The following is a 25,030-nucleotide window of genomic DNA, read 5'->3' on the forward strand; positions in this document are numbered from 1 at the left end:
TGTCCCCTGGATGCCAAGCGACTTGAGGAGACCCAGAGCCTACGCGCCGCCGTCCTGCGCGGTCAGGGCGAAGGCCAGCAGGGCGGTCGTGGTGAAATCCAGTGCCGGCTCCACCGTCTGCCAGGCGCCCACGTCGTCGACGTACCGTGCGCCCCTGCCGTCGAAGTCGGTCCAGGCTCCGGTCGGCGGGGAGGCCGTGCACTTCTTCATGCCCGGGAAGCCGTTCGACTCCTCCAGCTTCCCGGCGGCGTTGGGGCCGTTGACGACGGCGCCCCGCAGGACGGCGCCCTTGCCGTCATGGCTGCCCCCGAGGTTGGCGAGCTGGTGTTCGGGGCAGTGCGGGTACACCTCACCCGCGCCGATGACGAAGCTCGTCCCCCAGGCGTTGGCGCCGAGGGCCCAGCCCCGCTGCCGTCCGGCGAAGGCCGCGTAACGGGTGTCCCCGGTGGCCTCGGCGTAGAGACGGGCGGTGGCCACGAGCCCGAAGGTGTGCGGCACGGCGTCGAAGTCGTCGTAGACGGCGCCCGCCGCGAACGGGTCGCGCCCGGCGCGGTCGACCCCGTCGTCCAGCTGACGGCGCAGGTCCGCGTACAGTTCCTCGGCGCCGATGCCGTTCGTCCGGGCGCCGTCCAGCACCGTGGCCAGGTCGACATGGGCCAGAGCGCTGACGTCCGCGACGTCGAGAGTGCCCTTCACGTCGGAGGCCAGGTAGTCCCCGGCCCAGCCGGCCGCGGCGTCGGCCCAGTCGCTCTCCCGGTCGTCCCCGAGTTCCCGTGCGGCCAGGGCCAGTTCGGCGCCGCCGAACTCCATGTCGTCCTGCCACGAGTCCTCGGGGTAGAAGGCGCCCGGGTACGCGGTGACGAGCTGCTCGTCGGGGTCGTGGTCGGTGTCGGCCAGGTCGTAGACGGCTGCGGCCTTGTCCAGCCAGTCCCGGGCCTCGTCCGGCTCTTCGGCGGCCGCGCGCTGGGCGGCGAGGGCGAAGACGGCGGCCACGCGTCCCGCCAGGTTGGGGCTGATCGCCTCGCCCGGTGCGGCGGCGCGGAAGACCGGACGGTACTTGATCGTGTGGTCGGGGTCCCCCGGTGACACCTCGAGCCGGTCGTCGGCCTCCGGCAGCCGCCACACGTCGTGGTCCGTCCGTACGGCCTCGTTGCCGGCCCCGATGCCGACCTGTGCGTAGAGGGTCTCGCTGTCCTCGTCCCACATCTTGTCCAGCCAGGCCAGCCCGTGCGAGGCCTCGGTCGACAGCTCCGCCATGTCCGGCAGGCCGCGCTGGGCGAGCAGGAGTTCGGCGACCGCGTAGGACGTGGTGCCGGTGAACTTGAGGAAGTCTCCCGCGTCGAACCAGCCGCCCGAGACGTCGACCCGGTCCCCGGTCGGGGTCAGCCGCTCGTCGAGCAGCTCCTCACCCTCCTCGTCGTAGGAGGGGTCGGCGTAGACGGCCGCGTCCCGGTCGGTCAGATGCGAGGGCCCGCGCCGCAGGGCGCCGGAGAGCACGTCATTCCCGTCGCGCTGCGCCTGCAGGAAGCGGACGTTGTCCCGGACGAGCGGGGTCATCAGCTCGCGGGCACCGGCGATCCGGAACGCCGGCGAGCGGCCGCCCGCGGTGCCGGTCAGGACGACGCGGTAGGTGCCCGGGGTGTCGAGCGCGGAGAAATCGACGGAACGCACCGCGGGATAGGCGGCGTTCCAGCGGCCGGTGACGGCGCCGAGCCGCCCCGCCAGCACGACGTCGTTCCCGGCGTCGAGGACCTCGAAGCGCGCTCCGGCGAGGACGTCCGAGGGCCCCATGACGTAGGCCTGCTTCGCCTCGCCCCGCACGTATCCGACCTGGTCGACCCGGATGGCCACCTCGGCCGCGTCGGACGCGCCGTCCCCGCCGAAGGGCAGGCCGTGCAGGGCCAGGGCGAGGAGCAGGGTGCCGATTCCCGCCGCTCCGCCGACCAGCAGCCGGGGGCTGCGCGGCGCCCTCACGCGCCCACCGTGCCGGGATCCCCGGGGGAGGAGGTCACGCTCCACCGCCGGCCGCGAGGTCTCCGACAGCGCACCGGGAGCCCGCGGCCCTGCCGGAGCCCGCGGGAGTTCCCCCGCGAACCCGTCGCGGGCGGCTGAGCGGCGATGACGGACCCCGACTCGGGATCGTCCTCCAAGACCAGTATGCGCATGATCCGGAGCCTAGACGGTACGGACGCCGCACCCTTCCGGCCCCCCGGCCGGAGACACGGGCCACACCTTCGCCCTCGGGAAGACCCGGAGTTCGCGGTGGCTGTCAGCTCAATCGACGACCCCGGCCGGTCGCCCGGGGGTACGCCTCAGGCGTCGGGCGGCACGGTCTCGAACTCCCTCGCCAGGTGCCCGGTGTCCAGTCGAAGCCGCCACGCGTTCCTGCGCTGCGCGGCCGCGAGGGTGGCCTGGAGAGGTGACGGCGGCACCGCCAGGACCGGGCAGCCGGCGCGGGCGAGGCAGTAGCGGCTGGTCGACGGCCACAGCGCGCGGTGCAGCAGGCCACGCCGTCCGGCGCCGATCACCAGGAGGTCGTCCTCCCGGTCGGCGGTCGCGACCAACGCCGGGCCCGGCGTGCCCCGCGCGATCAGGGCCCGGACGCGCAACCCGCCGCCGTCACCGCCGAAGGCCTCGCCCAGGACACCGAGCAGCCTCTCGCGCGCCAGCCGTTCCCAGTCCTCGCCCAGGACGGCCGCGGCCGTCGACCGGCGGACGGCGAGCTCCCCGCCGGGCGGCTCCCAGGCCAGCACCGGCCAGAGCTCGGCTCCCCGGCGCCGTGCCTCGTCGGCGGCCCGGCCCAGGGCGGTGAGACTCCCCAGGGAGCCGCTCACCCCCACGACGACACGGGCGGCCGGGGACGGGCGGGACTCGGACATCTCTTCCTCCGTTCTGCGTGCGCCGACCGGCCTCTCCGGGCGGCGACCTTGCGCAAAACCGCTGTCGTCCCGCCTACCCCGCGAGGCTCCTGACAGCCCGTACGTCCGATCCCGGCTTCCCTCCGACGGGTCGTCCCTCTCCTCGCGCCCCCCGAGCCTGCCGTGTCAGTGGTGCGTCAAGGACCCCCGAGCCGGCGTCAGCGTCCCGTCAGGGCACGCCCGGACGGAGGCCGAGAGGCATAACGTCGAAGGCGAGCCCCGGTCCGCCTCCCCGCGTCCGGGGCTCCCGGACCCTGTGCAACCCCGTGCCCTTCAGGAGGCATCCATGAGGGAAACCCCGTACGGCGACGACCCCGAACCCGCCGATCGATTCCCGGCCGGACCCCTGTACGTCCCGGTCCGGCCGGGCCCCTCCGGGTGCGCGGCCCGGCTCTTCCGCACCCCTCCCGGCGACCGCACGGCCGTCGGCTTCACCTCCGAGCACCGGCTGACCGCGACGCTCGGCCCCGGTCAGGCGTGGATCCGGCTCGCCGAGCCCGCCTTGCGCGCACTGACCGGCCCGCTCGGTGTCACCACCGTCACGGTGGACCCGCAGCTCACCGCCCCGGCCCCCGCGCCGGTCAGGTCCCCGGTCCCCGCAACGGTGCCCACCACTCCTCCGCCGTCGACCACTCCACCGGTCACCGCCTCACCGCCCACGACAGCACCGCCCGTCACCGCGCTGCCGACCGCCTGAGCGGGTCGGCCAGGACGGGAGCGGCCCTGCCGGCGCCCCTCGCCGTACGCCGGTGCCACGGCCGAGGCCACCGGGGAGGGAAGGCCCGAAACCGGGCCGGGGGAGGGCGGCGGCTGCCTCCTCCCCCGGCCGGCTCGGACCGCCGTCTGCCGTCAGGACGCGGAGAGTTCCTCACGGACCGTGCGGGCGGCGGCGACCAGGTTCTCCAGCGAGGCGCGCGTCTCGGGCCACCCGCGGGTCTTCAGGCCGCAGTCGGGGTTGACCCAGAGACGCTCGGCCGGGATGGCCCGGAGGCCGGTACGGAGCAGCTCGGCGGCCTCCGAGGCGCTCGGGACCCGGGGGGAGTGGATGTCGTAGACGCCCGGTCCGGCCTCCCGCGGATAGCCGTGCGCCGCGAGTTCGCGGGCGACCTGCATGTGGGAGCGGGCCGCTTCGAGGCTGATGACGTCGGCGTCGAGATCGTCGATCGCCCGCACGATGTCGCCGAACTCGGCGTAGCACATGTGGGTGTGGATCTGGGTGTCCGGACGCACGCCGCAGGTGCTGAGCCGGAACGCCTCGGTCGCCCAGGCCAGGTAGGCCGGACGGTCGGCGGCCCGCAGCGGCAGGGTCTCGCGCAGCGCGGGTTCGTCCACCTGGATCACCGAGGTCCCGCCCGCCTCCAGGTCCCCGACCTCGTCGCGCAGGGCCAGGGCGACCTGGCGGGCGGTGTCGCCGAGGGGCTGGTCGTCGCGGACGAAGGACCAGGCGAGCATGGTCACGGGACCGGTGAGCATGCCCTTGACCGGGCGGTCGGTGAGGGACCGGGCGTACGTCGTCCAGCGCACGGTCATCGGCTCGGGACGGGAGATGTCGCCGGCCAGGATCGGCGGGCGGACGTAACGGGTGCCGTACGACTGCACCCAGCCGTGTTCCGTGGCCAGGTACCCGGTGAGCTGTTCGGCGAAGTACTGGACCATGTCGTTGCGTTCGGGCTCGCCGTGTACGAGGACGTCCAGGCCGGCCCTCTCCTGGAAGGAGACGACGGCCTGGATCTCGGCCTTGATGCGCTTCTCGTAAGCGGCGGTGTCGATCCGGCCGGCGCGCAGGTCGGCGCGGGCGGCGCGCAGCTCGCCGGTCTGCGGGAAGGACCCGATGGTGGTGGTCGGCAGCAGGGGCAGGCCGAGGTGGGCGCGCTGGGCCGCGGCCCGTTCGGCGTACGGCTGCGAGCGGTGGGCGTCGGTGTCCCGGACGGCGGCGGCGCGGGCGCGGACGGCCGGATCGTGGGTGATCGGGGAGGTGGCCCGGGCGGCCAGGTCGGCCCGGTTCGCGGCCAGTTCGCCGGTGATCGCGTCGGTGCCGAGGGTCAGGCCCCTGGCGAGGGTGACGACCTCGGCGGTCTTCTGGCGGGCGAAGGCCAGCCAGCGCCGGAGCTGCGGCTCGATCTCCCGCTCCGGGGCCGTGTCGAGGGGCACGTGGAGCAGGGAGCAGGAGGCGGCCACGTCGACCCGGTCGGCCAGCCCGAGCAGGGTGCCGAGGGTGGCGAGGGACTTCTCCAGATCGTTGGTCCAGACGTTGCGGCCGTCGACGACGCCGGCGACCAGCCGCTTGCCGGGCAGGCCGCCCACCGCCGCGAGGGCGTCGAGGTGGACGGCCGCCGCGCCGGTGAAGTCCAGGGCGAGTCCGTCGACGGGGGCCTTGGCCAGGACCGGCAGGGCGTCGCCGAGCCGGTCGAAGTAGGAGGCGACCAGGAGCTTGGGCCGGTCGGTCGCCGTGCCGAGCTCGCGGTAGGCGCGGGCGGCGGCGCCCAGTTCGGCCGGGGTGCGGTCCTCGACGAGGGCGGGCTCGTCCAGCTGCACCCACTCCGCGCCGGCCGCGCGCAGGTCGGCGAGGACCTCGGCGTACACCGGCAGCAGCCGGTCCAGCAGGGTGAGCGGCCCGAAGTCCGCGGGCACGCCCGGGGCGGGCTTGGCGAGCAGCAGGTAGGTGACCGGGCCGACCAGCACCGGACGGGCGTTCAGTCCGAGGGAGAGGGCCTCCCCGAGCTCGGCCACCTGCTTGGACGGATCGGCCGTGAAGTCGGTGTCCGGGCCCAACTCGGGCACCAGGTAGTGGTAGTTGGTGTCGAACCATTTGGTCATCTCGAGCGGCGCGACGTCCTGGGTGCCGCGCGCCATCGCGAAGTAGCCGTCGAGCGGGTCGGCGGCGACGGCGTCGCGGTGGCGGGCCGGGACCGCGCCGACCATGACGGTGGTGTCCAGGACGTGGTCGTAGTACGAGAAGTCGCCGGTCGGGACCTCGTCGATGCCGGCGTCGGCGAGCCGTCGCCAGTTGGCCGCGCGCAGGGCGGCGGCGGTCGTCCGGAGGGCGTCGGCGGTGACGCGGCCCTTCCAGTAGCTCTCGACGGCCTTCTTCAGTTCCCGGTTCGGACCCTGCCGGGGGTAGCCGTACACGGTGGCCCGTGCTGCCGCGGCCGCGGACTTCGCTGTCACGGAAATCTCCTTCGCGAGATATCTCCCTGGGATCCCGGGACGGGACGCGAGCGCGAAGGGGTGACGGACCGGACGGGACCGACCTTGCGCGGCACAGCGCGGTCGTCCGCCCGACAGATACGCCGACCCGCCCACGAGGTCACCGGGATGTCCGCGCACGAGTCCTTTCGCGCGCGGGCAACGGGCAGGTCTTCGGACTCACGGGCACGTCGGATCGTACGGAGTGCGTACGCGACACCTACTGGCCGTCGCTTCCCAGACCCTGTGCGTGGGTCCAGTGCGTATGACGGCGGTCGTTCCCGTTCACCGCTGCGGGGCAGTCCCGGATTCCCACCGGGTTCCCTCTTGCGACGCATCCCGTCTGGCGGACGGGGCGAACCAGCTGCGCCCGTCAGCCTACGGGCCCGTTCTGCGGTGCGGCGGATCACCTCCGGTATCCGGATGGTGAGGTGGAACACGCGCTCGGCGTGCTTGGGACGGGCCGACGGCGGGAAGCGCCCGCTCGCGCTGCCCGCCCGTCCCGGGCAGCGGTCGCCGGGTCCTCGGTACCTGCCGCGGCCGTCAGGCGAGTTCGGGCGGCTGCCCTGTGGTCCACACCGCCCGCACGGACATGCGGCTGATGCGCCAGCCCTCGCGCTCGCGCCGCAGCTCGGCTTCCCAGCGCCCGCCCACCGTGAAGAGGGGATCGGCGTCCGCGCCGCGCCGCCGGAGCGTGGCCTCGTGGTGCACGTGCGTCATCAACGCGTTCCAGGACGCCGTGGCCCTCCCCGAGTCCGGTTCCACGTCGACCAGGACGTCGGAGGCGATGTGCTGGGTGCGGGCGTACCTCCCCAGTGCCTCCTGGGCGTGCGCCATCGCCTCGGCGCCGTCGGCCGCGCCCACCGGGGTCACCGACCGCACGTCGTCGGTGACGTAGGCGCGGGCCCCGTCACCGACGAGGTTCCGCTCGTCCAGAGCGCGGAAGAAGCGGCTGACGAGGGTGCTGATCTCGAAGTGATCCGTCTGTGTGGTCATGGCCGAAGCGTCTGCCCTCAAGCGGACTTGAGGTCAAGGCCGGAGCGACCGGCCCCGGCGAGGCGCCGGCTCCCTCAGGGGCGCAGGGCCTGCTCGACGGTGGGGTGACAGGAGAGCAGGGCGTCGACGCCGACCAGACGCAGGACGTGCAGGACGGGCTCCCGCGCGGCGGCGACGCGCAACCAGCCCTGCGCGGCGCTCACGCGCCGGTGGACGGCGAGGAGGACGTTGATACCGCTGGAGTCCATGAAGGTCACGCCGCCGAGGTCCGCCACGATCCGCGGGGGCGGCGCCGTGCCGTCCTCGCGGAGCAGGGCCTCGCCGAGGGCGTCCTTCACGTCGTGGTCGATCTCGCCCTGCACGGTCACGACGCGAACGCCGTCGACCACGCGATGTTCGACGGACAGGCTCTTCGGCCGGTCCGCTCTCTCGATGTCGGTCACCGTCTCCTCGACTGCGTCTGGGCTGACCCCCGGGTGAGGGCGCGTGCGCGGAGGATTCTGCCCCGTCATCGCGGCGGCATGCACCCGGGCCGCAGAGCCGAGCCGATCGGCAACCCGTGGCATGCATGCCGCGATCGCGGGTACCGGCGCAGGTGACCGGGGGAGTGAGGGCGAGACACGTGGAATCCCACGCGGGAGGCGACAGCCGTGCCGGGCCGGACGGCCACCTGATGCGCGCCGGACACGCCCTGGACGCGGACGACGGCTGCATCGCGGACGCCCGCCACCATGCCCTGTCCTTCCTCGACCAGGCCCATGACCGCTATGGCCTGCCCGATCCCGCGCGCGCCAGGGACCTCACCCAGCTCGTGGTGAGCGAGCTGGTCACCAACGCCCGCAAGTACGCCCCCGGCCCCGTCCTGATGGAACTGCGCCTCACCGCCCACGCGGTGGAGGTCGTCGTGTGGGACAGCGATCCCACGGTTCCCGCGGCCCGGTCGAGCGATCCCGGCAGGATCGGCCAGCACGGGCTGGAAATCGTCAAGGCCGTGACGGAGGACCTCTTCGTCGAGCAGGAACCGGTCGGCAAACGCATCACGGCCCGCATCGCCCTGGCCGACACACCCTGCGACAGCACCACCCGCACCTGACCCGGCGCCGCGTACTCCGCGGCCGCCCGGCGCGGCCCGGGACCTGCGCGCGGCCGAACTCCCGGCCGAACCGGTCGATCGCGGCGACGGCGTCCGCGCGGGTGAGCCGTACCCCCTCGGCGGGGGTGCCGGCCGCCCAGTACGACGTCACGCGCACGCCCCCGGGCGAGGTCTGCGTCGCCGTGCGGAACGGGCCCGCGGCCCACGCGAAGTCCCGCACCCGGTCCGCGACGCCGACGGTGACCGTACGGCCGGGGCCGCCGGGGAGGGTTCGGGTGCGACCGGTCGCGGGCACCTTCAGGGCCGACGGATGGTCGAGACGGACGCGGAAGTCGCTCGTCAGGGCGTAGAAGCTCTCACCGAGCGCCACGTACGGGTCGAGGTGCCACCCCCTCGCGTCGTGCACGGCCAGCACCGGCAGCGCGTTGCCGAGGAAACGGTGACCTGTGGCTCGGGCCGTCCGCCGAGTCCCCGAGCCGGGCGCGGGGCGGCCTCAGTCCTCGCGCGCGAGACCGCGATCGGGGGCGCTCATGTCTCCCGTCCCGGGCGTGCCCTCGCCGAGCCCGTAGCGCAGGTACACGGTGCCCTTCGGACCGGCAGCCGGTGGTTCGAGGAGGGTGACGTTCGTGGGCACCGCGCCACCGTCGAAGACCTTCTTCCCGACGCCGAGCACGATCGGGTGCACCCAGAGGTCGAGACGGTCGAAGAGCTTCTCGCGCAGGAGGGTCTGCACCAGGTTCAGACTGCCGACGACCTTCACGTGCCGGTGCCTGTCCCGGATCTCGCGCACCGCGCCGGCCAGGTCCGGCCCGAGCTGCGTCGACCCGGCCCACGCGAGGTCGGGCCTGCCCCGGGAGGCCACGTACTTCGGGACCTTGTTGAAGAGCGTGGCGATCGCGTTGTCCTCGCCGCCCTCCTGGTGCGGCCAGTAGGCGGCGAAGATGTCGTACGTCCGCCGGCCGAGCAGAAGGGCGTCCGTCCCCTCGTACGCGGCCATGACCTGCGCCCCGGCGACCTCGTCCAGCAGGGGCGCCTGCCAGCCGCCGAACGGGAACCCCACGGGGTCCTCGTCGGGGCCGCCGGGCGCCTGCCCGACGAGGTCGAGGGTCGCGAACAGCTCGATGTGGATGAGGCCCATGTCCTGCTCCCGGTGACGGTCTCGGTGGGGAGGTAGACCGGTGGGCGCCGACGGAATCATCGCCGCGACGACACCCGGGTGCCCGCCTGTCTCGGCACTCCTGACTCACGATAGATCACCGGCCGCGTCCCCACCGGACGGCCGCGGTTCGTCCGGCGTCACCGCAGGTCATGGGGGTGATCGGCGTGATCGGGGGCTGTGGGCGACCGGTCGGCGGGGAGGTGCGGGGAGGGGAGGGAGCGGTGGGTGGCTCAGGGGGTGCCGCCGCCTCTTCCCGCGGGAGCGTCGGGCGGGGCGCCTCCCGGGTCAGGTCAGCGCACCCTTCCCCGTGGCTTCAGCGGTGTCGGGGGCAGTTGCGGTGCGGGCAGCGGATCCCCGTCGTAGCCCTTCACCTCGCCGAAGCGGGTGCCCGTCGTCCAGTCCTCGCGGGCCTGGGCGATCTCCTCCTGGGACCGGCCGACGAAGTTCCACCACATGACGAGCTCCTCCTCGAACGGCTCGCCGCCCAGGAGCATCAGGCCCGCGTCGGACTCGGCCCGCAGGGGCAGTTCGGTGCGGCCGCAGCCGAGGTAGAGCATCGAGCCCGGCAGCACGGGCACCCCGTCCACCTCCACCTCGCCGGACATCGACAGCACGCCGTACTCGAAGTCGGGGACCAGTGGCAGCCGGACGTCGGCGCCCCGGGCGAGCGCCAGGTCGGCGCCGACGAGGGGGGTGTACGTCGTGCCGGGGGAGACGGAGCCGTCGAGGGAGCCGAGGAGCACGGTGGCGGTGAGGCCGGGGGCGGTGACCGTGGGCAGGTCGGCGTGGTGCTCGAAGCGGGGGTCGGTGTGCCGGTGGGCGTCCGGCAGCGCGACCCACAGCTGGGCGCCGTGCAGATACCGGGCGTGCGAGCGGGGACTCTCCTCGGAGTGGCTGATCGCGCGCCCCGAGGTCATCAGCCCCAGCTCGCCGGGGCGGATGGTCCGGAGGCTGCCGGTCGAGTCGCGGTGCAGCACCTCGCCCTCGTGCAGCCAGCTGACGGTCTGCAGCCCCATGTGCGGATGCGGCGGGACCTGCATGCCGGGCTCGTCGGCGATGTCGTCGGGGCCGTAGTGGTCGACGAACGCCCAGGCGCCGATCATGCGCCGGCCGAGGTTCGGCAGCAGCCGGCGCACCTCGGTGGACCCGCCGAGCCGCACCTGCCGGGGGCTCAGCAGCTCGCGGACGGGTTCGGCGACGACGAATCCACGGCCGCCGCACGGACTCGGTACGGGCGCGCGGTCAAGGTTGCTCATGCGGTCAACCTAGCGGTCGGGCGCGGCGGCGCGCAGAAGGAGCGGCGCCGGGTTCGGCGTGCCCCTCGGCGCGGGTTCAGCCGGCCAGCGTCGCGGCGAGTTCCGTGGTGGCCCGCACGATGTCGGTGTCCCGCTCGGCGAGCAGGTGCGGCAGGACGTCGCGCTGGGCGTGGACGGCGTGCCGGGCCGCGCGTTCCCAGGCCACGTAGTTGTCGGGGTGGTGCAGCAGCTTGGGGTAGGCGGCGGCGGTGGTCTCCCACTGCCGGGCGTCGGCGATGCTCTTCAGCAGGCGCAGGATCTCCGCACGGCAGGTGACCTGCGGGAGCCGGACGAGCTCCCAGAGGAAGGGCACCGTGGCCGCCGTCGCCTGGTCGACGACGAAGCCGAACTGGCAGATGCGGCGGCGCAGTTGGCCGAGCGCTGAGCCGGCGCTCTCCGCGTCGCCGCGGGCCAGCGTGGTGAGCAGGAAGGGGATGCCCGCCGCGGAACCGGTGGAGTCCTTGATCTCGGGCCACGGCACGTGTCCCAGGTCCTGGAGCGGTGCGGATCTCTTCGTCGCAGTCATGTCAGAAGTGGGTTGTCGGGTCGGGGTCGGGACGGGAGCAGGTCGGCAGCATCGCCCAGACGGTCTTGCCCACGGGAGTGCGCCGGGTCCAGCCCCAGTGGTCGGAGAGGGCCTCGATGATGTGCAGTCCGCGGCCGTGTTCCAGGAGGGGGTCCGCGGTGCGCGCGTGGACGGGCAGGCTGTCGCTCGGATCGGTGACCGCGCACACCAGGTGCGCGCGGCGCAGGGTGAGCCGGAGCCGTACGGGGAACTCGTGCGTCGAGGTGTGCGGGAGCGCGTGCAGAACGGCGTTGGCCGCCAGTTCGGTGACGACGGTGACCGCGTCGTCGGCGCAGCGTTCCAGGGACCAGCAGCCGAGCGTGCGCTGGGTGAACTCCCGTGCCTGGGCGAATCCCTCCCGGCTGCCCGTGAGGTACAGGGCGGCAGTTCTGGGGGAAACGCGGACGGAGACGGACTCGTGGCTCCGGAACTGCGCAGGTGATGACACGGGGCATCTCCCTGAGGCGGCGTCAGGACAACGGGTTGGAACTGCGGTTGACGGCATGGCTATTATCCACGCTGACGAGGTCCTCGTGCAATTTCACGAGAAATTGCGCGTACGAAGCGAGGAGAGTGCAGTGTCGTCAGTGTCGAACGGAGTGCGGGCGAGTTCGCTGGGCGTCCGCTGGATCAAGAGCAGTCACAGCAACGCCGAGGGCAACTGCGTGGAGGTCGCGGCCCTGGCCGGGGGAGGCGTCGCGCTGCGCAACTCCCGCGATCCCGACGGTCCGGCGCTGGTGTACACGCCGGCCGAGGTGGCGGCGTTCGTGGCCGGGGCGAAGGGCGGGGAGTTCGACCACCTGGTCTGACAACCGGTCCGACAACCGGTCCGACGCACGGTTCGACCCCTGGTCCGAGGGGAGTGTGTCGAGGCTCAATTCCCCTGCCGCGTGCGGTCGGAGGGCTTCGGATGCGATACTGCGGTCTGTCGTCTGCCGGTCCACGGGGAGTCAGGATGTCTGTCGAGTCGCCTCGGGTGTCCCGCCTCGAACCGTATCTGAACCGGGCCGAGCCCGCCCCGACCTTGCTCAAAATGCTGGTCGGCGTGCAGCTTGCGGGGATCCGGGAGGATGCCGGCCTGTCCCAGGACCAGGCCGCGAAGGCGGTCGGGTTCAGTCCGGCGAAGCTGTCGCGCATCGAGGCGGGCAAGGGCCGCAGGCCGCCCGTCGAGGCGGACGTCCGCGCGCTGCTGTCGTTGTACGGGACCGACGAGCACGAGGCGTCGGTGCTCCTCCGGCTGCTCCGGCAGGCGGGCGAGCCGGGCTGGTGGCAGCGCTACGACAAGCGGCTCATGCCCGAGTGGTTCGACCGGCTGGTGGGTCTCCAGGAGGCCGCGACCGCGATCCGTACCTTCGAGATCCAGTACGTGCCGGGCCTGTTGCAGACCCCCGCGTACGCACGTGCCGTCGTCGAGCGCGGGCTGCCCTCGGCCACGTCCCGGGAGGTCGAGCGCCGGGTGGAGCTGCGCACGCGGCGCACCGAACTGCTGCGACGGCCGGACGCCCCGCGCGTGTGGGCGGTCCTCGACGAGTCGGTGCTGCTGCGCGTGCTGGGCGGCCGGGACGTGATGCGTGAGCAGCTCGACCACCTGGTGGAGATGGCCTCGCTGCCCCATGTCACGGTCCAGGTCGTGCCGTTGGACGTCACGCATGCCTCCGCGCCGGCCATACCGGTCACCTATCTGCGGTTCGGCGGCGTCGACCTGCCCGACGTCGTCTACCTGGAGCAGATCCGGAGCGCGACCTTCCTGGAGGACCGGGACGAGACGGAGGAGTACCGGGTCGCGCTGGACCGGCTCGCGGACGAGGCCCTCGATCCGCGTGCCTCGATCGCGCTGCTGAAGGAGACGGCGGAGCGGCGCTACGCCGCCGCTCCGTGAGCTGAGCCGCTCAGCTCAGGCGGCCCACGCCACCGAACTCGATCCACTCCTGAGTGAGTTGACGGGGCACGACCTCGGTGTCCGGCCGCCAGGTGGAGACCTCCACCAGGCCCGGGTCGAGGATCTCCGTGCCCTCGAAGAAGGACGCGACGTCCTTCTCCTGGCGCACCCGGCCCCAGTGGCCCTGCGTGGCCTTGTCCATGAAGTCGGTGACGAACTCCCTGACCTTCGCGTCCTCGCTGACCAGCTGGCACATCACCAGGAAGCTCCCGGGCGCGAGACGTTCGGTCACCCGGCGGACCACCGCCTGCGGACCGTCGGTGTCGCTGTCGGGGATGCAGTGGAAGACCGAGTTGAACAGCACGGCCACCGGCTGCGAGAAGTCGATCAGCCGCCGGGTGTCCTCGTGCGAGAAGATCGCCTCGGTCTGCCGCATGTCGGCGTGGATGACGGTGGTCCGGTCGTCCTGCTCCAGCAGGGCCCGGCCGTGCACGAGCACCATGGGGTCGTTGTCGACGTAGACCACGTGCGCCGTCGGGTCGATGCGCTGGGCTACCTGGTGCACGTTGTCCTGGGTGGGCAGGCCGGAGCCGTGGTCCAGGAACTGCCGGATCCCGAACTCCTGCGTCAGGGTCCTCACCACGCGCTGGAGGAAGCGCCGGTTGTTCAGCGCGAGGGCGCGGGTGCTCGGGACGACCTTGTCGAGTTCCGCGCAGGCGGCCCGGTCGGCCGCGTAGTTGTCCTTGCCGCCCAGGTAGTGGTCGTACATGCGGGCGGCTGTGGGGACGGCCGCATCGATCGACGTGGACAGCTGCTTGCCAGGCTGCATCTCTTACCCCCGGGACGGCGCCGTGCCACGGACTGGCGCGGTCGACAACACATCCTAGGGAAAGGGCAATTGGCGAACCACCCCCTTGATCGACGGTTCCCCTGACGGTGTCGCCCCGGAGCCCTCGATGCTGGACTGATGGTCCAACCTCTGGACGTGTGGTCTAATTGCGTCATGGAATCCCGGGAGGCCGAGCAGGACCTGATCCTGCGTGCGCTCACCCCCGTCGTCGACGGGATCGCCGCGACGTTCGGGCCGGTGTGCGAGGTCGTGCTGCACGACTACCGCCGGCCGGAGAAGTCCGTCGTCGCGGTGGCCGGATCGGTGACGGGCCGGACGGTCGGCGGGGCGATGAGCGAGATCGGCATGCGGGTCCTCGCCCTCGGCGACGAGGCCGTCGACGAGCTGAACTACGTCACCCGCACCGGCGCCGGACGGCTGGTGAAGTCGTCCACGATGGTGCTGCGCGACTCCGCGGGCGCGGTGTTCGGCGCGCTGTGCGTCAACGTGGACGTCACCGAGGTGGACCGGGTGCAGGACCTGCTGGCCGCGCTCGCGGGAGCGGCGGGCGGCCGGGCCGAGGCGCCCGTGACCACGTTCGGCGACGACATCGACTCCGTCGTCGACGCCCTCCTCGACGACCGTCTGCGGCGGCAGGGCCAGACCTGGGCCGGTCTCGACCGGGCGCGTCGCCTCGCGCTGTTCCGTGGACTGGACGAACGCGGCGTCTTCGCCGTGCGCCGCGCGATCGAGCAGGTCGCCGCCCGCCTCGGCATCTCCCGCGCCTCCGCCTACAGCTATCTCTCCCAGGCCAGGGCCGTGCACGAGGCCGGCTCCACGAACGAGACCGGGGCCGACGGCACCGGCGACGACGCGGGCGCCCACGGCGCCCCGGCCACCGACGACAACCCCGAGGGAGCACACCCGTGACGACCACCCCCCTGCCGATCACCCTCGACGACGTGCGCGACGCGGCAGCCCGGCTCAAGGGCGTCGCGCACCGCACACCCGTGCTGCGCTCCCGCACCCTGGACGCGCTGGTCGGCGCCGAGGTCCTGCTGAAGTGCGAGAACTTCCAGCGCGTCGGGGCGTTCAAGTTCCGCGGCGCCTACAACGCCGCCTCCCGGCTCGCTCCCGAACAGCTCGCCCGGGGCATCGCCGCCTACTCCTCGGGCAACCACGCCCAGGCCGTCGCCCTCGCCGCGCGCGAACTCGGCACCACCGCGGTGATCGTCATGCCCGAGGACGCGCCCGCCTCCAAGCGGGCGGCGACGGAGGGCTACGGCGCCGAGATCGTGACCTACGACCGCTACACCGGCGACCGGGCCGCCATCGCCGAGGCGCTGGCGGCCGACCGGGGCCTGGCGCTCATCCCGCCCTACGAACACCCGCACGTCATGGCGGGCCAGGGCACAGCCGCGCTGGAACTCCTCGAAGAGGCGGGCGAGCTGGACGCCCTGCTGGTGCCGGTCGGGGGCGGCGGACTGATCGCCGGCAGCGCGACCGCCGTCAAGGGGCTGCGGCCGGGCACCCGGATCGTCGGTGTGGAGCCGGAGGCGGGGGACGACACCAAACGGTCGCTGGAGGCGGGCCGCCGGGTGGAGATCCCGGTGCCGCGCACCATCGCCGACGGCCAGGCCCTGAACATTCCGGGGGAGCTGACCTTCTCGGTGAACCGGCGGCTCGTGGACGAGATCGCCCTGGTCCGCGACGACGAGATCCGCGCCGCCATGCGGTTCGCGTTCGAACGCCTGAAGATCGTCGTGGAGCCGAGCGGCGCCACCCCGATCGCCGCCCTCCTCGCCGGGCGGGTCGGCCCCCTGCCCCGGCGCGTCGGCGTGATCGTCTCCGGCGGCAACATCGACACCGGCCGCTTCGCCGAGCTGTGCGGCGGCGTCTGAAGACCCCTGCCATCGATTGGCGGCCCCCGCGGGACGGGCGGAGGATGGAGGGGTGGGGCTCGGCCCCCGACCGGCGACGCCCAGGGCCGCCGGGGAGACCGGCCCCGGCCGCGGTGAGGCGCGGCCGGAAGGAGGAGCGTCATGATGGAAGTGAAGGCGCTCGAGAAGCCGGACGAGCGGCGCGATTTCCCCCGGGGGCACCTGGAGGCCGTCCACATGACGGGGCTCGACTTCGCCGTGGCGACCTTCGAACCGGGATGGCGCTGGTCCGAGTCGCTCGCGTCGCTCGCGGGCACCGGCACCTGCCAGATCCATCACAACGGCTACGTGGTCCAGGGCCGTATGCACATCACCATGGACGAGGGCGGCGAGGGCGAACTGGGCCCGGGCGACGTCTTCGTGGTGTCGCCGGGTCATGACGCGTGGGTCGTGGGCGACGAGCAGTGCGTGGTGTACGACTTCGCCGGGTCGATGGCGAAGGACTACGCGAAGGCACAGTAGGGCGAGGCGGCCGCGGACGGTCAGACCGGAAGCAACCGGCTGATCAGCGCGCCCAGTTGGTGAGCGTTGCGGCACTCGTGCATCGCGACCGCGGCGGCGTACTCGGGGGCGGCCGAGTCGCCCGTGCCCCACAGTGAGCGGGGCTCCGGGTTCAACCAGTGGACGTGACGCGCCTGTTCGGCGATCCTGCGCAGCGCGGCCAGGTTCGGGTCGCTCAGGTTCGTCCGCGCGTCGCCGAGCACGAACACCGTGGTGCGCGGGCCGACCGCCGCGCCGTAGCGTTCGGTGAACTCACCCAGGGCCGTGCCGTAGTCGCTGCTGCCGTGGTAGCCCGTCAGGTCCGCCTCGGCCCGGATGCGGGCACCGAGGCCCTCCGGGTCGGCCGCGCCGTGTTCGAGGAGGCCGGTCACCTCGTCGACCCGGTTGACGAAGGCGAACACCCGTACCTTGCTGAACTGGTCGTGCAGCGCCTGGACCAGCAGCATCGTGAAGTCGGAGAAGCCGGACACCGAACCCGACACATCGCACAGCAGCACCAGTTCGGGGCGGCCCGGACGCCGCCGGCGCAGCACCGGCCGCATCGGGACCCCGCCCGTCGAGAGCGAGCCGCGCAGGGTCCGCCGCAGGTCGACGGCGCCCCGCGCGGCCCGGCGGCGGCGCGCGGCCATGCGGGTCGCCAACCTGCGGGCCAGCGGCTGTACCGTCCGCCGCAGTTCGGCCAGCCGGTCCTTCCCGGCGTACAGGAAGTCGACCCGGTCGGCGGTCGGCGCCACCGCCCGCCGGGCGATCTCGTCCCGCCCGCGCCGCTCCGCCACCCGGCGCCGCGCCTCCCCGGCCACCAGCGCGCGGAAGGCCTCGATGCGGCGCCGGATCTCGTCCTCGAGGAGCCGGTCGGTGAACCCGACGTCACCGCCCCGGGCCCGGACGTCGTCCCGCACCCGTGCCAACAGCGTCTGCGGGCGCAGGCGTTCCAGCATCTGGTACGACGACCAGCCGTCCGTTCCCGGTGAACTCCCGTACCCGCCGAGCCCGTCGACCGCCTCGATCGCCAGCCGGGCCAGCATCGCCTCGTCGCCGGCGGCGAGCGCGGCGGCCAGCCGGTCACGCAGGCCGTCCCGGTCGCCGGGTTCGCCCCGGGGCGCGCCGACGCCGTGCGGGTAGTACAGGTCGAAGACGGTGTCGAAGACCCGCCGCTGGTCCGGCGAGTGCAGCAGGGTGGCGGCCAGTCCCTCGCGCAGCAGCCCGCGGTCCGCGAACCCCAGCGCGGCCGCCGCCTCGGCGGCGTCCACCGTCTCGCCGGTGCCGACGCGCAGGCCATGGGCGCGCAGCGCGGCGACGAAGCCGACCAGGCGGTCGGCGGCCTCGGCGCTCACACGGCGTCCAGGTCGAGCTTCGCCCCGGCCTTGAGGATGTCGTCCTGGTGCTTGAGGATCACGCCCAGGCTGTCGCGTACGACGTTCTCGTCGAGGGTGGTCGCGCCGAGCGCGAGCAGGGTGCGGGCCCAGTCGATGGTCTCGGCGACGGAGGGCGCCTTGCGCAGGTCCATCGCGCGCAGCGCGCCGATCACCCGGACCACCGACTCGGCCAGCGCCGTCTCGATGCCGGGCACCTTCAGGCGGACGATCCGGCGCTCCAGCTCCTCCTCGGGGAAGTCGATGTGGAGGAACAGGCAGCGACGGCGCAGCGCCTCCGACAGTTCACGGCTCGCGTTGGAGGTGAGCACCACGAAGGGGCGGCGCGCGGCGGTGATCGTGCCGAGTTCCGGAACGGTGACCTGGAAGTCGCTGAGCACTTCGAGCAGCAGCCCCTCCACCTCGACGTCGGCCTTGTCGGTCTCGTCGATCAGCAGGACGGTCGGCTCGTCGCCGCGGATGGCGGTCAGCAGCGGCCGGGGGAGGAGGAACTCCTCGCTGAAGATGTCCGTGCGGGTCTCGTCCCAGGTCTCGTCGCGGCCCGCGGTGATGCGCAGGAGCTGCTTGGCGTGGTTCCACTCGTACAGGGCCCGGGACTCGTCGACGCCCTCGTAGCACTGGAGCCGCACCAGCCGGGCTCCCGCCACCTGCGCCACCGCCTTGGCGAGCTCTGTCTTGCCGACGCCTGCGGGCCCCTCCACGAGCAGCGGCTTGCCGAGCCGGTCGGCGAGGAACACGGTGGTGGCGACGGCGGGGGAGGCCAGGTAACCGCTCTCCGCGAGCCGGTCGCGGACATCGTCGACGGACGTGAACAACGGGGCCTCCGGGCGGATCGGTCGCGGGCTGGGCGAGTGTTCGATCACCTATCTAAGCGCTTGTTCACCCCGGTTGTCATCAGCGTTCGGAGGCGCTGTCAGTGGCGCGCGGTACGTTGCGATCATGGGTGTGTATCTGGTGAGCGTCACCGCGCGGGACTGGTCGGAGCCCGGCGAGGACGGGTACGGGGACATCGCGGCCGCGCTGAACACGGAGTTGGGGCGGCGCGGGCTGCCGCCGTACGAGCCGCGACCGGCCGTGCGGGAGGCGCCGGGCTGGTTCGAGGAGAAGATCAGCCCGTCCATGGACGGCTTCGACGCGCTGTGCCGGGCGCGGCTGACCCCCGAGGAGCGGCGCGCCCTGCTCGACTGGTCGGTGCTGGTCCCGTTCGCGCTGGACGACGGCGTCCCGCTGCCTGTCGGCTCCGCGTACACGGACGAGACCCTGGTCGTCGGAGCGCCGCAGGTCCTCGCGCTCGCCGAGCGGCTCGCCGCGGCCCTCGGCCTGCCGCTGGACGTGATACCGGCGGACGGCGGCAATCTCGGACTGACCCTCTGGTTCCTGGAAGGCGAGGCGGAGAAGGCCGCCGCCACCCGGCCGGGCCGCTGGGCCGAGGACCTGGCCACGGCGTTCTACACGGCGCTCTACCTGCGCGCCGCCCAGTACTCGCTCCGGTACGGCTGCCCGATGACCTACTGCTGAGTCACCGGAACGCGGCCGCGTTGCGCCGTGCCCACTCCTCGAAGGCGCGTGGCTCGCGGCCGAGGACCCGCTCCACGTCCGGGCCGACGAGCCGCTCCGCGGGCGTCGGTTCGCCGAGGATGGCGAGGGTGGTCTCGACGACCGGCTCCGGCATGAAGGCCAGCATCTGCGCCCGTGCCTCCTCCCGCGTCTGCTCGACGAACCGGACCGGCTCCCCGATCGCCCTGCCGACGGCCTCCGCCCGCAGGCGCGGTGTCGTGAGGGCGGGCCCGGTCAGCTCGTAGACCCGGCCGTGGTGCCCCTCCTGCCGCAGGGCGACCGCCGCGACCTCCGCGATGTCGGCGGGGTCGACGGTGGGCAGGCCGACGTCACCGAAGGGCGCGGCGACGGTGCGGCGGGTGCGGACCGCCTCCGCCCAGGCGTAGGCATTGGAGTGGAAGCCGCCCGGCCGCAGGATCGTCCACTGCGGGCCCGACTCCCGGACGGCGTCCTCGATCGCGCCGGCCAGGACGCCGTGCGACCGCGACCCGGGCCGGGTCGCCACCCCTTGGGACGACAGCAGCACCACCCGGCCGACCCCGGCGGACCTGGCCACGTCGAGGAGGTCCCGCGGGCGGAGCAGGTGCAGGGCGGCGCCGCCGTTCTGGAGGAACAGTGCGTCGGCCCCGTCGAGCACCGGCCGCAGGCTCGCCGCGTCGGTGAGGTCCGACCGCACGGTCCGTACGCCGTCCGGGACGTCGGCCGCCGCGATGTGCCGGGACGTGGCGGTCACCCGCTCGCCCGCGGCCGCCAGAGAACGCACCAGTTCACGGCCGACGTTCCCGGTCGCCCCCGTCACCACGATCATGAGCAACTCCTTGTTCCAGGTGGGTTGTTGACGTTGCGGAGCGACGCTAACACCGCCGGTATAGTAGGTACCCAGAGGAAAGTGACTTCCCCGGAGGGGTGCACATGACCGGCGACCCGGCCGATCCCGAACTCGCCTGTCCCATCGCCCCCGTGGTGGACATCGTCTTCAGCCGCTGGACCACGCCGATCCTGTGGACGCTGCACGCCCGCGGCCGTCAGCGGTTCGGCGAGCTGGAACGCGCGATCACGCACATCACCCCCAAGGTGCTGACCCAGCGCCTGCGTCAGCTGGAACGCGACGGCCTCGTGGTGCGCACCTACCACCCGGAGGTCCCGCCGCGCGTCGAGTACGAGATCAGCGAACTCGGCCTCAGCCTGGCGCCGCTCTTCGCCCACCTCGCCGCATGGGCCACCGTGAACCTGCCCGAGGTGGCGCGGGCCCGGGAGGGGTACGACCGCAGAACATGAGCACGACCGCACCACGTGAGCCGGCCCCGGAGATCCGCGCGATCTCCGGGGCCGGGCACGCGGGGAGGGTCAGCCGACCAGGATCACTTCCAGGGTGCGCGGACCGTGCACGCCCTCCACCCGGTCCAGCTCGATGTCACTGGTCGCCGAAGGGCCGGAGATCCACGTCAACGGGCGGGCCGGATCCAGCCGTTCGAGAGCCTGCGGTACGGACGACACCACCTGGTCGGGGACGCGCACCACGCAGATGTGATGGTCCGGGACCAGGGTGATCCGGCGCCGCCCCTGGTCGGCGCCGCCGTCCAGCACGATCGTCCCGGTCTCGGCGACCGCCACCGCGCACGCGGTGACCACGCTGTCCACCCGGTCGAGTTCGTGCGCGCCGCTCTCCGCCCGGTCCGCCACCCGGGCGGCGTCCACCCGTGCGAGCCACGCCTCGTCGAGGCCGGGCGGCACGAGCACGGTCGCCGCCTTCCGCTCCGTGAGCAACCGGGCCAGCACGGAAGGGAGTTCGTCCGCGCCGCACCGGTGCACGACGGCCCGGTAGTCCGCCAGGTTCTCCGCCAGCAGCCCGACCGTCTCCTCGGTGCTCCGGGCGCCGTGCTCGCGCAGGTAGTCGCGCGTGACGGCGTCCTCGTACGGCGGGTCGTCCTGCGGCACATCGGCCAGCGCGCGCCGCACCCGGCCCAGAATCCGTTCCCTGCTGCTCACTTCGCCGTCCCCTCGTCGGTGGTGCCGCCGTCGGTGCGCTGCCACCAGTCGCGGAACGGCTCCGCGGGCACCGCCGGCAGATCCCGTGCGGCGCTCCACGCCTTGCCGGGGCCGGGCAGCGTCCGAGGATGGAACCGACGGGTCCGGGACGCCAGCCGCTGCCCCGCGCGCAGGGCGCCCGGCCGCCCGAACGCCCAGCGAGCCGCGCGCATCGCGACCCGCTCGGCGCCATGGCCCTTGGCGGGCTTCAGCAGCACCTTGTTGCCCTCCCGCGTCACCGGACCGCCCTCGACGACCCGCTCCCGCAGATGCACCAGCACCTCCGGGATGTCGATGGCCACCGGGCACACGTCGTAGCAGGCGCCGCACAGCGACGAGGCGTACGGCAGCGAGGCGTCGATCTCGCTCTCGATGCCGCGCAGCTGGGGGCTGAGGATCGCGCCGATCGGCCCGGGGTAGACCGAGCCGTAGGCATGGCCGCCCGCCCGCTCGTACACCGGGCACACGTTCAGACAGGCCGAGCAGCGGATGCAGCGCAGAGCCTGCCGGCCGACCTCGTCGGCGAGCGTGTCGGTGCGGCCGTTGTCCAGCAGCACCAGATGGAAGGCGCGGGGGCCGTCGCCGTCCACCGTGCCCGTCCAGGTCGACGTGTACGGGTTCATGCGCTCGGCCGTCGAGGAACGGGGCAGCGTCTGGAGGAAGACCTCCAGGTCCCGCCAGGTCGGCACGATCTTCTCGATGCCGACGACGGAGATCAGCGTCTCGGGGAGCGTGAGGCACATCCGCCCGTTGCCCTCGGACTCGACGACCACCAGGGTGCCGGTCTCGGCGACCATGAAGTTGGCCCCGGAGACGCCGACCTTGGCGCGCAGGAACTTCTCGCGCAGGTGCAGCCGGGCGGCGTCGGCCAGTTCGGCGGGGGTGTCGGTCAGCCCCTCGGGGGCGGGGCGGCCCCACTCGCTCATCTCGCGGGTGAAGATGTCCCGGATCTCACCCCGGTTGCGGTGGATCGCGGGGACCAGGATGTGCGACGGCCGGTCCTTGCCGAGCTGCACGATCAGCTCGGCGAGGTCGGTCTCGTAGGCGCGGACGCCCTCCGCCTCCAGCGCCTCGTTGAGCCCGATCTCCTGCGTGGCCATGGACTTGACCTTGACGACCTCCGACTCGCCCGTCTCCTTGACCAGGTCGGCGACGATCCGGTTGGCCTCGTCGGCGTCGGCGGCCCAGTGGACGATGCCGCCCGCCGCCGTCACCGACTCCTCCAACTGGACCAGGTACCGGTCGAGATGACGCAGCGTGTGGTCCTTGATCCGCTTGCCCGCCTCCCGCAGCTCCGCCCAGTCCGACACCTCGGCCACGGCGCTCGCGCGCTTGGCCCGGATGGTGTGGGTGGCGTGCCGCAGATTCGCGCGCAGGGTCCGGTCGCCGACCGCCTCGTGCGCCGCCTTCGGGAAGGCCGGCATTCCTACGAACGTCCCGCTCATGCCGCCGGGCCCTCCTTCGTGTTCGCCAGGATCTCGGCGATGTGCACAGGACGCATGCCGGTCTCCAGCCGGGTCATGGTCCCGCCGATGTGCATCAGGCAGGAGTTGTCCGCCGCGCACAGGACCTCGGCGCCCGTCGACTCGGCGTTGCGCACCTTGTCGGCGCCCATCGCCGCCGAGACGTCGGCGTTCTTCAGCGCGAAGGTGCCGCCGAAGCCGCAGCACTCGTCGGCCCCCGGCAGCTCCACCAGGTCCAGCCCCTCGACCGCCTCGAGCAGCCGCCGGGGCCGCTCCCCGAGGCCCAGCCCGCGCAGCCCGTGACACGTCGGGTGATAGGTCACCTTGTGCGGGTAGTACGCGCCGACGTCCGTCACCCCGAGCACGTCCACCAGGAACTCGGTGAGTTCGTACGTCTTCGGCACCACCGGCGCCAGCGTGGCGGCGAGGGAGTCCCCCCGCCCCTCGGCCCGGGCCCGCTCGCCCATCCGCGGATACAGCTCCCGCACCATCGCCCCGCACGACCCGGAGGGCGTCACGATCGCCTCGTACTCCCCGAAGACATCGGAGAAATGCCGGGCGAGCGGCTCGGCTTCATGGCGGTAGCCGGTGTTGTAGTGGGCCTGGCCGCAGCAGGTCTGGGCCATCGGGAAGTCGACGTCGACGCCCAGCCTGGTCAGGAGTTTCACCACGGCACGGCCGGTATCCGGATAGAGCGTGTCGTTGACACAGGTCAGGAACAGTGCGACACGCATCGCGGCTCCTTGCGGGTAGGTCATCGGATGAGTGCAGAGTAGCCCGCTGCAGAGGCCCGGGGGAGGCCCCGGCTCACCGTGCGGCGAGCCGGGCCTCCGCCTCGCGCCACCGCTCCGTGCCGCCCTGCGGCTCGTAGCGCGTCAGCGGCTGGGTGCGGGCGAGCAGCCGGCGCATGTCGGCACGGTCGCCGACCAGTCCGTGCGCCCGCGCCTGGACGAGCACGTTGCCGAGGGCCGCGGCCTCCGTCGGACCGGCCACCACCGGCAGCCCGCAGGCGTCGGCGGTGAGCTGGCACAGCAGCGCGTTGCGGGTGCCGCCCCCGACGATGTGCACGACGTCCACCGGGTGGTCGGCGAGCCGCTGGGCCTCGTCGACGGCCCGCCGGTGGGCCAGGGCGAGCGAGTCGAGGATGCACCGCGTGATCTCCGCCGGGGTGGCGGGCACCGGCTGCCCGGACGCCCGGCACGCCTCGGCGATCCGCTCCGGCATCCGGCCGGGGGCCAGGAACGCCGCGTCCCCGGCGTCCACGACCGAGCGCAGCGCGGGCACGGCGGCCGCCTCCCGCAGCAGTCCGCCCAGGTCCGGGTCGCCCCAGGCCCGCACGCACTCCTGGAGGAGCCACAGGCCCATGATGTTGCGCAGGTAGCGGACCGTGCCGTCCAGTCCCAGCTCGTTGGTGAAGTTGGCGGCCCGGCTCTCCTCGGTGAGCACGGGCGCCGCCAGCTCCAGGCCGGCCAGCGACCAGGTGCCGGTGCAGATGTAGGCGAACCGCTCGCCGGTCGCCGGGACGGCGGCCACGGCGGAGGCGGTGTCGTGCGAGCCGACCGTCGTCACGGGCACGGGCCCGGTCAGCCCCGTCTCCTCGAGCACCTCCGCCCGCAGCAGCCCCGCCGGGTCGCCGGGCCGCCGCAGCGGCGCGAACAGCTCCAGGTCGATGCCGAGCCGGGCGGCGACGTCGTACGCCCAGTCGCCCGTCGCGGGGTCGATCAGCTGGGTGGTGGAGGCGTTGGTGAGCTCGGTGCCCTGCTCTCCGGTCAGCCAGTACGCCAGCAGGTCCGGGATGAGCAGCAGGCGCCTGGCGTGGGCCAGTTGCCGCGTCCCGCTCGCCGCAGCCAGCTGGTAGAGGGTGTTGAAGGGCGCGTACTGGAGCCCGGTGGCCGCGTAGAGCTCGGCGGCGGGCACGGTCGCCCACACCTTCTCGGCGATCCCCTCGGTGCGGGCGTCCCGGTAGTGCACCGGGTTCCCGAGCAGGGCCCCGTCGGCGTCGAGCAGGCCGTGGTCCACGGCCCAGCTGTCGATGCCGACCGAGTCGACCCGGCCCGCCGCCCGGAGCCCGGCCAGCACCCCCGCGTACAGGGACAGCACATCCCAGCGCAGGCCCTCCGGGACCCGGACGGGCCGGTTGGGGAAGCGGTGCGCCTCCGTCAGCTCCAGCGAGTCAGGGCCCACCCGGCCGACCATGACGCGCCCGCTGGACGCGCCGAGGTCGACCGCCGCGTACGACCGCACGGCC

Annotated in this window: 26 protein-coding genes, 1 pseudogene and 1 riboswitch; of the genes and pseudogenes, 9 read left to right on the plus strand and 18 right to left on the minus strand. The window is 73.3% G+C overall.

Annotated elements, in window-relative coordinates; genetic code table 11:
- Positions 1-39: 39 nt before the first annotated feature.
- Positions 40-1,974 (minus strand): glycoside hydrolase family 9 protein, encoded by a 1,935-nt coding sequence (locus J2X68_RS23750; protein WP_310434570.1) that lies wholly within the window; start codon positions 1,972-1,974, stop codon positions 40-42.
- A 338-nt stretch (positions 1,975-2,312) separates the two neighbouring features.
- Positions 2,313-2,879, minus strand: a complete 567-nt coding sequence (locus J2X68_RS23755; protein ID WP_310434571.1) for a universal stress protein — start codon at positions 2,877-2,879, stop codon at positions 2,313-2,315.
- A gap of 325 nt (positions 2,880-3,204) precedes the next feature.
- On the opposite strand from J2X68_RS23755, the gene J2X68_RS23760 reads away from it, so the two are divergent.
- The gene (locus J2X68_RS23760) at positions 3,205-3,615 is read left to right on the plus strand and encodes an SAV_915 family protein (protein ID WP_310434572.1); all 411 of its coding nucleotides are present in this window, start codon (positions 3,205-3,207) and stop codon (positions 3,613-3,615) included.
- Positions 3,616-3,767: 152 nt separating this feature from the next.
- Here the strand turns inward: J2X68_RS23760 and metE are convergent, their stop codons facing one another.
- The 3 genes from metE to J2X68_RS23775 all read right to left on the minus strand — a co-directional run bounded on the left by metE (position 3,768) and on the right by J2X68_RS23775 (position 7,543).
- On the minus strand, positions 3,768-6,086 hold the full coding sequence (gene metE, locus J2X68_RS23765; protein ID WP_310434573.1) for a 5-methyltetrahydropteroyltriglutamate--homocysteine S-methyltransferase: 2,319 nt from the start codon (positions 6,084-6,086) through the stop codon (positions 3,768-3,770).
- Between the two features lie 165 nt (positions 6,087-6,251).
- Positions 6,252-6,484, minus strand: a riboswitch (cobalamin riboswitch).
- Positions 6,485-6,647: 163 nt separating this feature from the next.
- Positions 6,648-7,100 carry a nuclear transport factor 2 family protein gene (locus J2X68_RS23770; protein WP_310434574.1) on the minus strand — a complete coding sequence of 151 codons (453 nt, stop codon included), beginning with the start codon at positions 7,098-7,100 and terminating at the stop codon, positions 6,648-6,650.
- Between the two features lie 74 nt (positions 7,101-7,174).
- Positions 7,175-7,543, minus strand: coding sequence for an STAS domain-containing protein (locus tag J2X68_RS23775; protein ID WP_310434575.1), 369 nt, complete (start codon positions 7,541-7,543; stop codon positions 7,175-7,177).
- A gap of 179 nt (positions 7,544-7,722) precedes the next feature.
- Here J2X68_RS23775 and J2X68_RS23780 point away from each other — a divergent pair, with 179 nt between their 5' ends.
- On the plus strand, positions 7,723-8,193 hold the full coding sequence (locus tag J2X68_RS23780) for an ATP-binding protein (protein WP_310434576.1): 471 nt from the start codon (positions 7,723-7,725) through the stop codon (positions 8,191-8,193).
- A 49-nt stretch (positions 8,194-8,242) separates the two neighbouring features.
- Here the strand turns inward: J2X68_RS23780 and J2X68_RS23785 are convergent.
- From J2X68_RS23785 to J2X68_RS23805, 5 genes and pseudogenes are all read right to left on the minus strand, one after another.
- Positions 8,243-8,638: pseudogene (locus J2X68_RS23785) on the minus strand (M1 family peptidase); the annotation flags it as partial.
- A gap of 48 nt (positions 8,639-8,686) precedes the next feature.
- Positions 8,687-9,331: a dihydrofolate reductase family protein gene (locus J2X68_RS23790; RefSeq protein WP_310434577.1), complete on the minus strand. Its 645-nt coding sequence runs from the start codon at positions 9,329-9,331 to the stop codon at positions 8,687-8,689.
- A gap of 311 nt (positions 9,332-9,642) precedes the next feature.
- Entirely contained in the window at positions 9,643-10,608 is a 966-nt protein-coding gene (locus tag J2X68_RS23795) for a pirin family protein (RefSeq protein WP_310434578.1), read from the minus strand.
- A gap of 76 nt (positions 10,609-10,684) precedes the next feature.
- On the minus strand, positions 10,685-11,173 hold the full coding sequence (locus tag J2X68_RS23800) for a hypothetical protein (protein WP_310434579.1): 489 nt from the start codon (positions 11,171-11,173) through the stop codon (positions 10,685-10,687).
- A 1-nt stretch (position 11,174) separates the two neighbouring features.
- A complete protein-coding gene (locus J2X68_RS23805) occupies positions 11,175-11,660 on the minus strand; it encodes an ATP-binding protein (RefSeq protein WP_310434580.1) in 486 nt (161 codons plus the stop codon).
- A gap of 139 nt (positions 11,661-11,799) precedes the next feature.
- Here J2X68_RS23805 and J2X68_RS23810 point away from each other — a divergent pair, with 139 nt between their 5' ends.
- Together J2X68_RS23810 and J2X68_RS23815 are read left to right on the plus strand one after the other, a co-directional pair.
- Positions 11,800-12,021, plus strand: a complete 222-nt coding sequence (locus tag J2X68_RS23810) for a DUF397 domain-containing protein (RefSeq protein WP_399040676.1) — start codon at positions 11,800-11,802, stop codon at positions 12,019-12,021.
- Positions 12,022-12,167: 146 nt separating this feature from the next.
- A complete protein-coding gene (locus J2X68_RS23815) occupies positions 12,168-13,091 on the plus strand; it encodes a helix-turn-helix transcriptional regulator (RefSeq protein ID WP_310434582.1) in 924 nt (307 codons plus the stop codon).
- A gap of 10 nt (positions 13,092-13,101) precedes the next feature.
- On the opposite strand, the gene J2X68_RS23820 is transcribed toward J2X68_RS23815, so the two are convergent.
- Complete coding sequence (locus J2X68_RS23820; RefSeq protein WP_310434583.1) at positions 13,102-13,920, minus strand: SAM-dependent methyltransferase; 819 nt, start codon at positions 13,918-13,920, stop codon at positions 13,102-13,104.
- A 174-nt stretch (positions 13,921-14,094) separates the two neighbouring features.
- Between J2X68_RS23820 and J2X68_RS23825 the strand changes: the two genes are divergently transcribed.
- The 3 genes from J2X68_RS23825 to J2X68_RS23835 all read left to right on the plus strand — a co-directional run bounded on the left by J2X68_RS23825 (position 14,095) and on the right by J2X68_RS23835 (position 16,322).
- Positions 14,095-14,850 (plus strand): PAS domain-containing protein, encoded by a 756-nt coding sequence (locus tag J2X68_RS23825; protein ID WP_310434584.1) that lies wholly within the window; start codon positions 14,095-14,097, stop codon positions 14,848-14,850.
- The gene (locus J2X68_RS23830; RefSeq protein WP_310434585.1) at positions 14,847-15,821 is read left to right on the plus strand and encodes a pyridoxal-phosphate dependent enzyme; all 975 of its coding nucleotides are present in this window, start codon (positions 14,847-14,849) and stop codon (positions 15,819-15,821) included. Before J2X68_RS23825 ends, J2X68_RS23830 begins: the two co-directional genes overlap by 4 nt.
- 141 nt (positions 15,822-15,962) lie before the next feature.
- Entirely contained in the window at positions 15,963-16,322 is a 360-nt protein-coding gene (locus J2X68_RS23835) for a cupin domain-containing protein (RefSeq protein ID WP_310434586.1), read from the plus strand.
- Positions 16,323-16,342: 20 nt separating this feature from the next.
- Here the strand turns inward: J2X68_RS23835 and J2X68_RS23840 are convergent, their stop codons facing one another.
- Together J2X68_RS23840 and J2X68_RS23845 are read right to left on the minus strand one after the other, a co-directional pair.
- Entirely contained in the window at positions 16,343-17,695 is a 1,353-nt protein-coding gene (locus J2X68_RS23840) for a VWA domain-containing protein (RefSeq protein ID WP_310434587.1), read from the minus strand.
- Positions 17,692-18,549, minus strand: coding sequence for a MoxR family ATPase (locus J2X68_RS23845; RefSeq protein ID WP_310434588.1), 858 nt, complete (start codon positions 18,547-18,549; stop codon positions 17,692-17,694). The genes J2X68_RS23840 and J2X68_RS23845 overlap by 4 nt, the downstream gene beginning before the upstream one ends.
- Positions 18,550-18,673: 124 nt before the next feature.
- Here J2X68_RS23845 and J2X68_RS23850 point away from each other — a divergent pair, with 124 nt between their 5' ends.
- Positions 18,674-19,252, plus strand: a complete 579-nt coding sequence (locus tag J2X68_RS23850; RefSeq protein WP_310434589.1) for a hypothetical protein — start codon at positions 18,674-18,676, stop codon at positions 19,250-19,252.
- Position 19,253: 1 nt separating this feature from the next.
- Here the strand turns inward: J2X68_RS23850 and J2X68_RS23855 are convergent, their stop codons facing one another.
- Positions 19,254-20,099, minus strand: coding sequence for an NAD(P)H-binding protein (locus tag J2X68_RS23855; RefSeq protein WP_310434590.1), 846 nt, complete (start codon positions 20,097-20,099; stop codon positions 19,254-19,256).
- A gap of 104 nt (positions 20,100-20,203) precedes the next feature.
- On the opposite strand from J2X68_RS23855, the gene J2X68_RS23860 reads away from it, so the two are divergent.
- Positions 20,204-20,569, plus strand: a complete 366-nt coding sequence (locus J2X68_RS23860; protein WP_310434591.1) for a helix-turn-helix domain-containing protein — start codon at positions 20,204-20,206, stop codon at positions 20,567-20,569.
- Positions 20,570-20,638: 69 nt separating this feature from the next.
- Here J2X68_RS23860 and J2X68_RS23865 read toward each other — a convergent pair whose 3' ends face one another.
- From J2X68_RS23865 to J2X68_RS23880, 4 genes are all read right to left on the minus strand, one after another.
- Positions 20,639-21,280 carry an LUD domain-containing protein gene (locus J2X68_RS23865; RefSeq protein ID WP_310434592.1) on the minus strand — a complete coding sequence of 214 codons (642 nt, stop codon included), beginning with the start codon at positions 21,278-21,280 and terminating at the stop codon, positions 20,639-20,641.
- A complete protein-coding gene (locus tag J2X68_RS23870) occupies positions 21,277-22,764 on the minus strand; it encodes a LutB/LldF family L-lactate oxidation iron-sulfur protein (protein WP_310434593.1) in 1,488 nt (495 codons plus the stop codon). Before J2X68_RS23870 ends, J2X68_RS23865 begins: the two co-directional genes overlap by 4 nt.
- Entirely contained in the window at positions 22,761-23,516 is a 756-nt protein-coding gene (locus J2X68_RS23875) for a (Fe-S)-binding protein (RefSeq protein ID WP_310434594.1), read from the minus strand. The genes J2X68_RS23870 and J2X68_RS23875 overlap by 4 nt, the downstream gene beginning before the upstream one ends.
- A 73-nt stretch (positions 23,517-23,589) precedes the next feature.
- Positions 23,590-25,026 carry a rhamnulokinase family protein gene (locus tag J2X68_RS23880; RefSeq protein WP_310434631.1) on the minus strand — a complete coding sequence of 479 codons (1,437 nt, stop codon included), beginning with the start codon at positions 25,024-25,026 and terminating at the stop codon, positions 23,590-23,592.
- Between the last annotated feature and the right edge of the window lie 4 nt (positions 25,027-25,030).

Source organism: Streptomyces sp. 3330, assembly GCF_031456635.1.
Lineage (GTDB): Bacteria > Actinomycetota > Actinomycetes > Streptomycetales > Streptomycetaceae > Streptomyces.

Bases quoted from the DNA above. Each gene is read 5' to 3' on its own strand.
- J2X68_RS23755 (WP_310434571.1), bottom strand. From the start codon at position 2,879: ATGTCCGAGTCCCGCCCGTCCCCGGCCGCCCGTGTCGTCGTGGGGGTG.
- J2X68_RS23760 (WP_310434572.1), top strand. From the start codon at position 3,205: ATGAGGGAAACCCCGTACGGCGACGACCCCGAACCCGCCGATCGATTC.
- J2X68_RS23770 (WP_310434574.1), bottom strand. From the start codon at position 7,100: ATGACCACACAGACGGATCACTTCGAGATCAGCACCCTCGTCAGCCGC.
- J2X68_RS23790 (WP_310434577.1), bottom strand. From the start codon at position 9,331: ATGGGCCTCATCCACATCGAGCTGTTCGCGACCCTCGACCTCGTCGGG.
- J2X68_RS23795 (WP_310434578.1), bottom strand. From the start codon at position 10,608: ATGAGCAACCTTGACCGCGCGCCCGTACCGAGTCCGTGCGGCGGCCGT.
- J2X68_RS23800 (WP_310434579.1), bottom strand. From the start codon at position 11,173: ATGACTGCGACGAAGAGATCCGCACCGCTCCAGGACCTGGGACACGTG.
- J2X68_RS23815 (WP_310434582.1), top strand. From the start codon at position 12,168: ATGTCTGTCGAGTCGCCTCGGGTGTCCCGCCTCGAACCGTATCTGAAC.
- J2X68_RS23820 (WP_310434583.1), bottom strand. From the start codon at position 13,920: ATGCAGCCTGGCAAGCAGCTGTCCACGTCGATCGATGCGGCCGTCCCC.
- J2X68_RS23825 (WP_310434584.1), top strand. From the start codon at position 14,095: ATGGAATCCCGGGAGGCCGAGCAGGACCTGATCCTGCGTGCGCTCACC.
- J2X68_RS23835 (WP_310434586.1), top strand. From the start codon at position 15,963: ATGATGGAAGTGAAGGCGCTCGAGAAGCCGGACGAGCGGCGCGATTTC.
- J2X68_RS23850 (WP_310434589.1), top strand. From the start codon at position 18,674: ATGGGTGTGTATCTGGTGAGCGTCACCGCGCGGGACTGGTCGGAGCCC.
- J2X68_RS23855 (WP_310434590.1), bottom strand. From the start codon at position 20,099: ATGATCGTGGTGACGGGGGCGACCGGGAACGTCGGCCGTGAACTGGTG.
- J2X68_RS23860 (WP_310434591.1), top strand. From the start codon at position 20,204: ATGACCGGCGACCCGGCCGATCCCGAACTCGCCTGTCCCATCGCCCCC.
- J2X68_RS23870 (WP_310434593.1), bottom strand. From the start codon at position 22,764: ATGAGCGGGACGTTCGTAGGAATGCCGGCCTTCCCGAAGGCGGCGCAC.
- J2X68_RS23875 (WP_310434594.1), bottom strand. From the start codon at position 23,516: ATGCGTGTCGCACTGTTCCTGACCTGTGTCAACGACACGCTCTATCCG.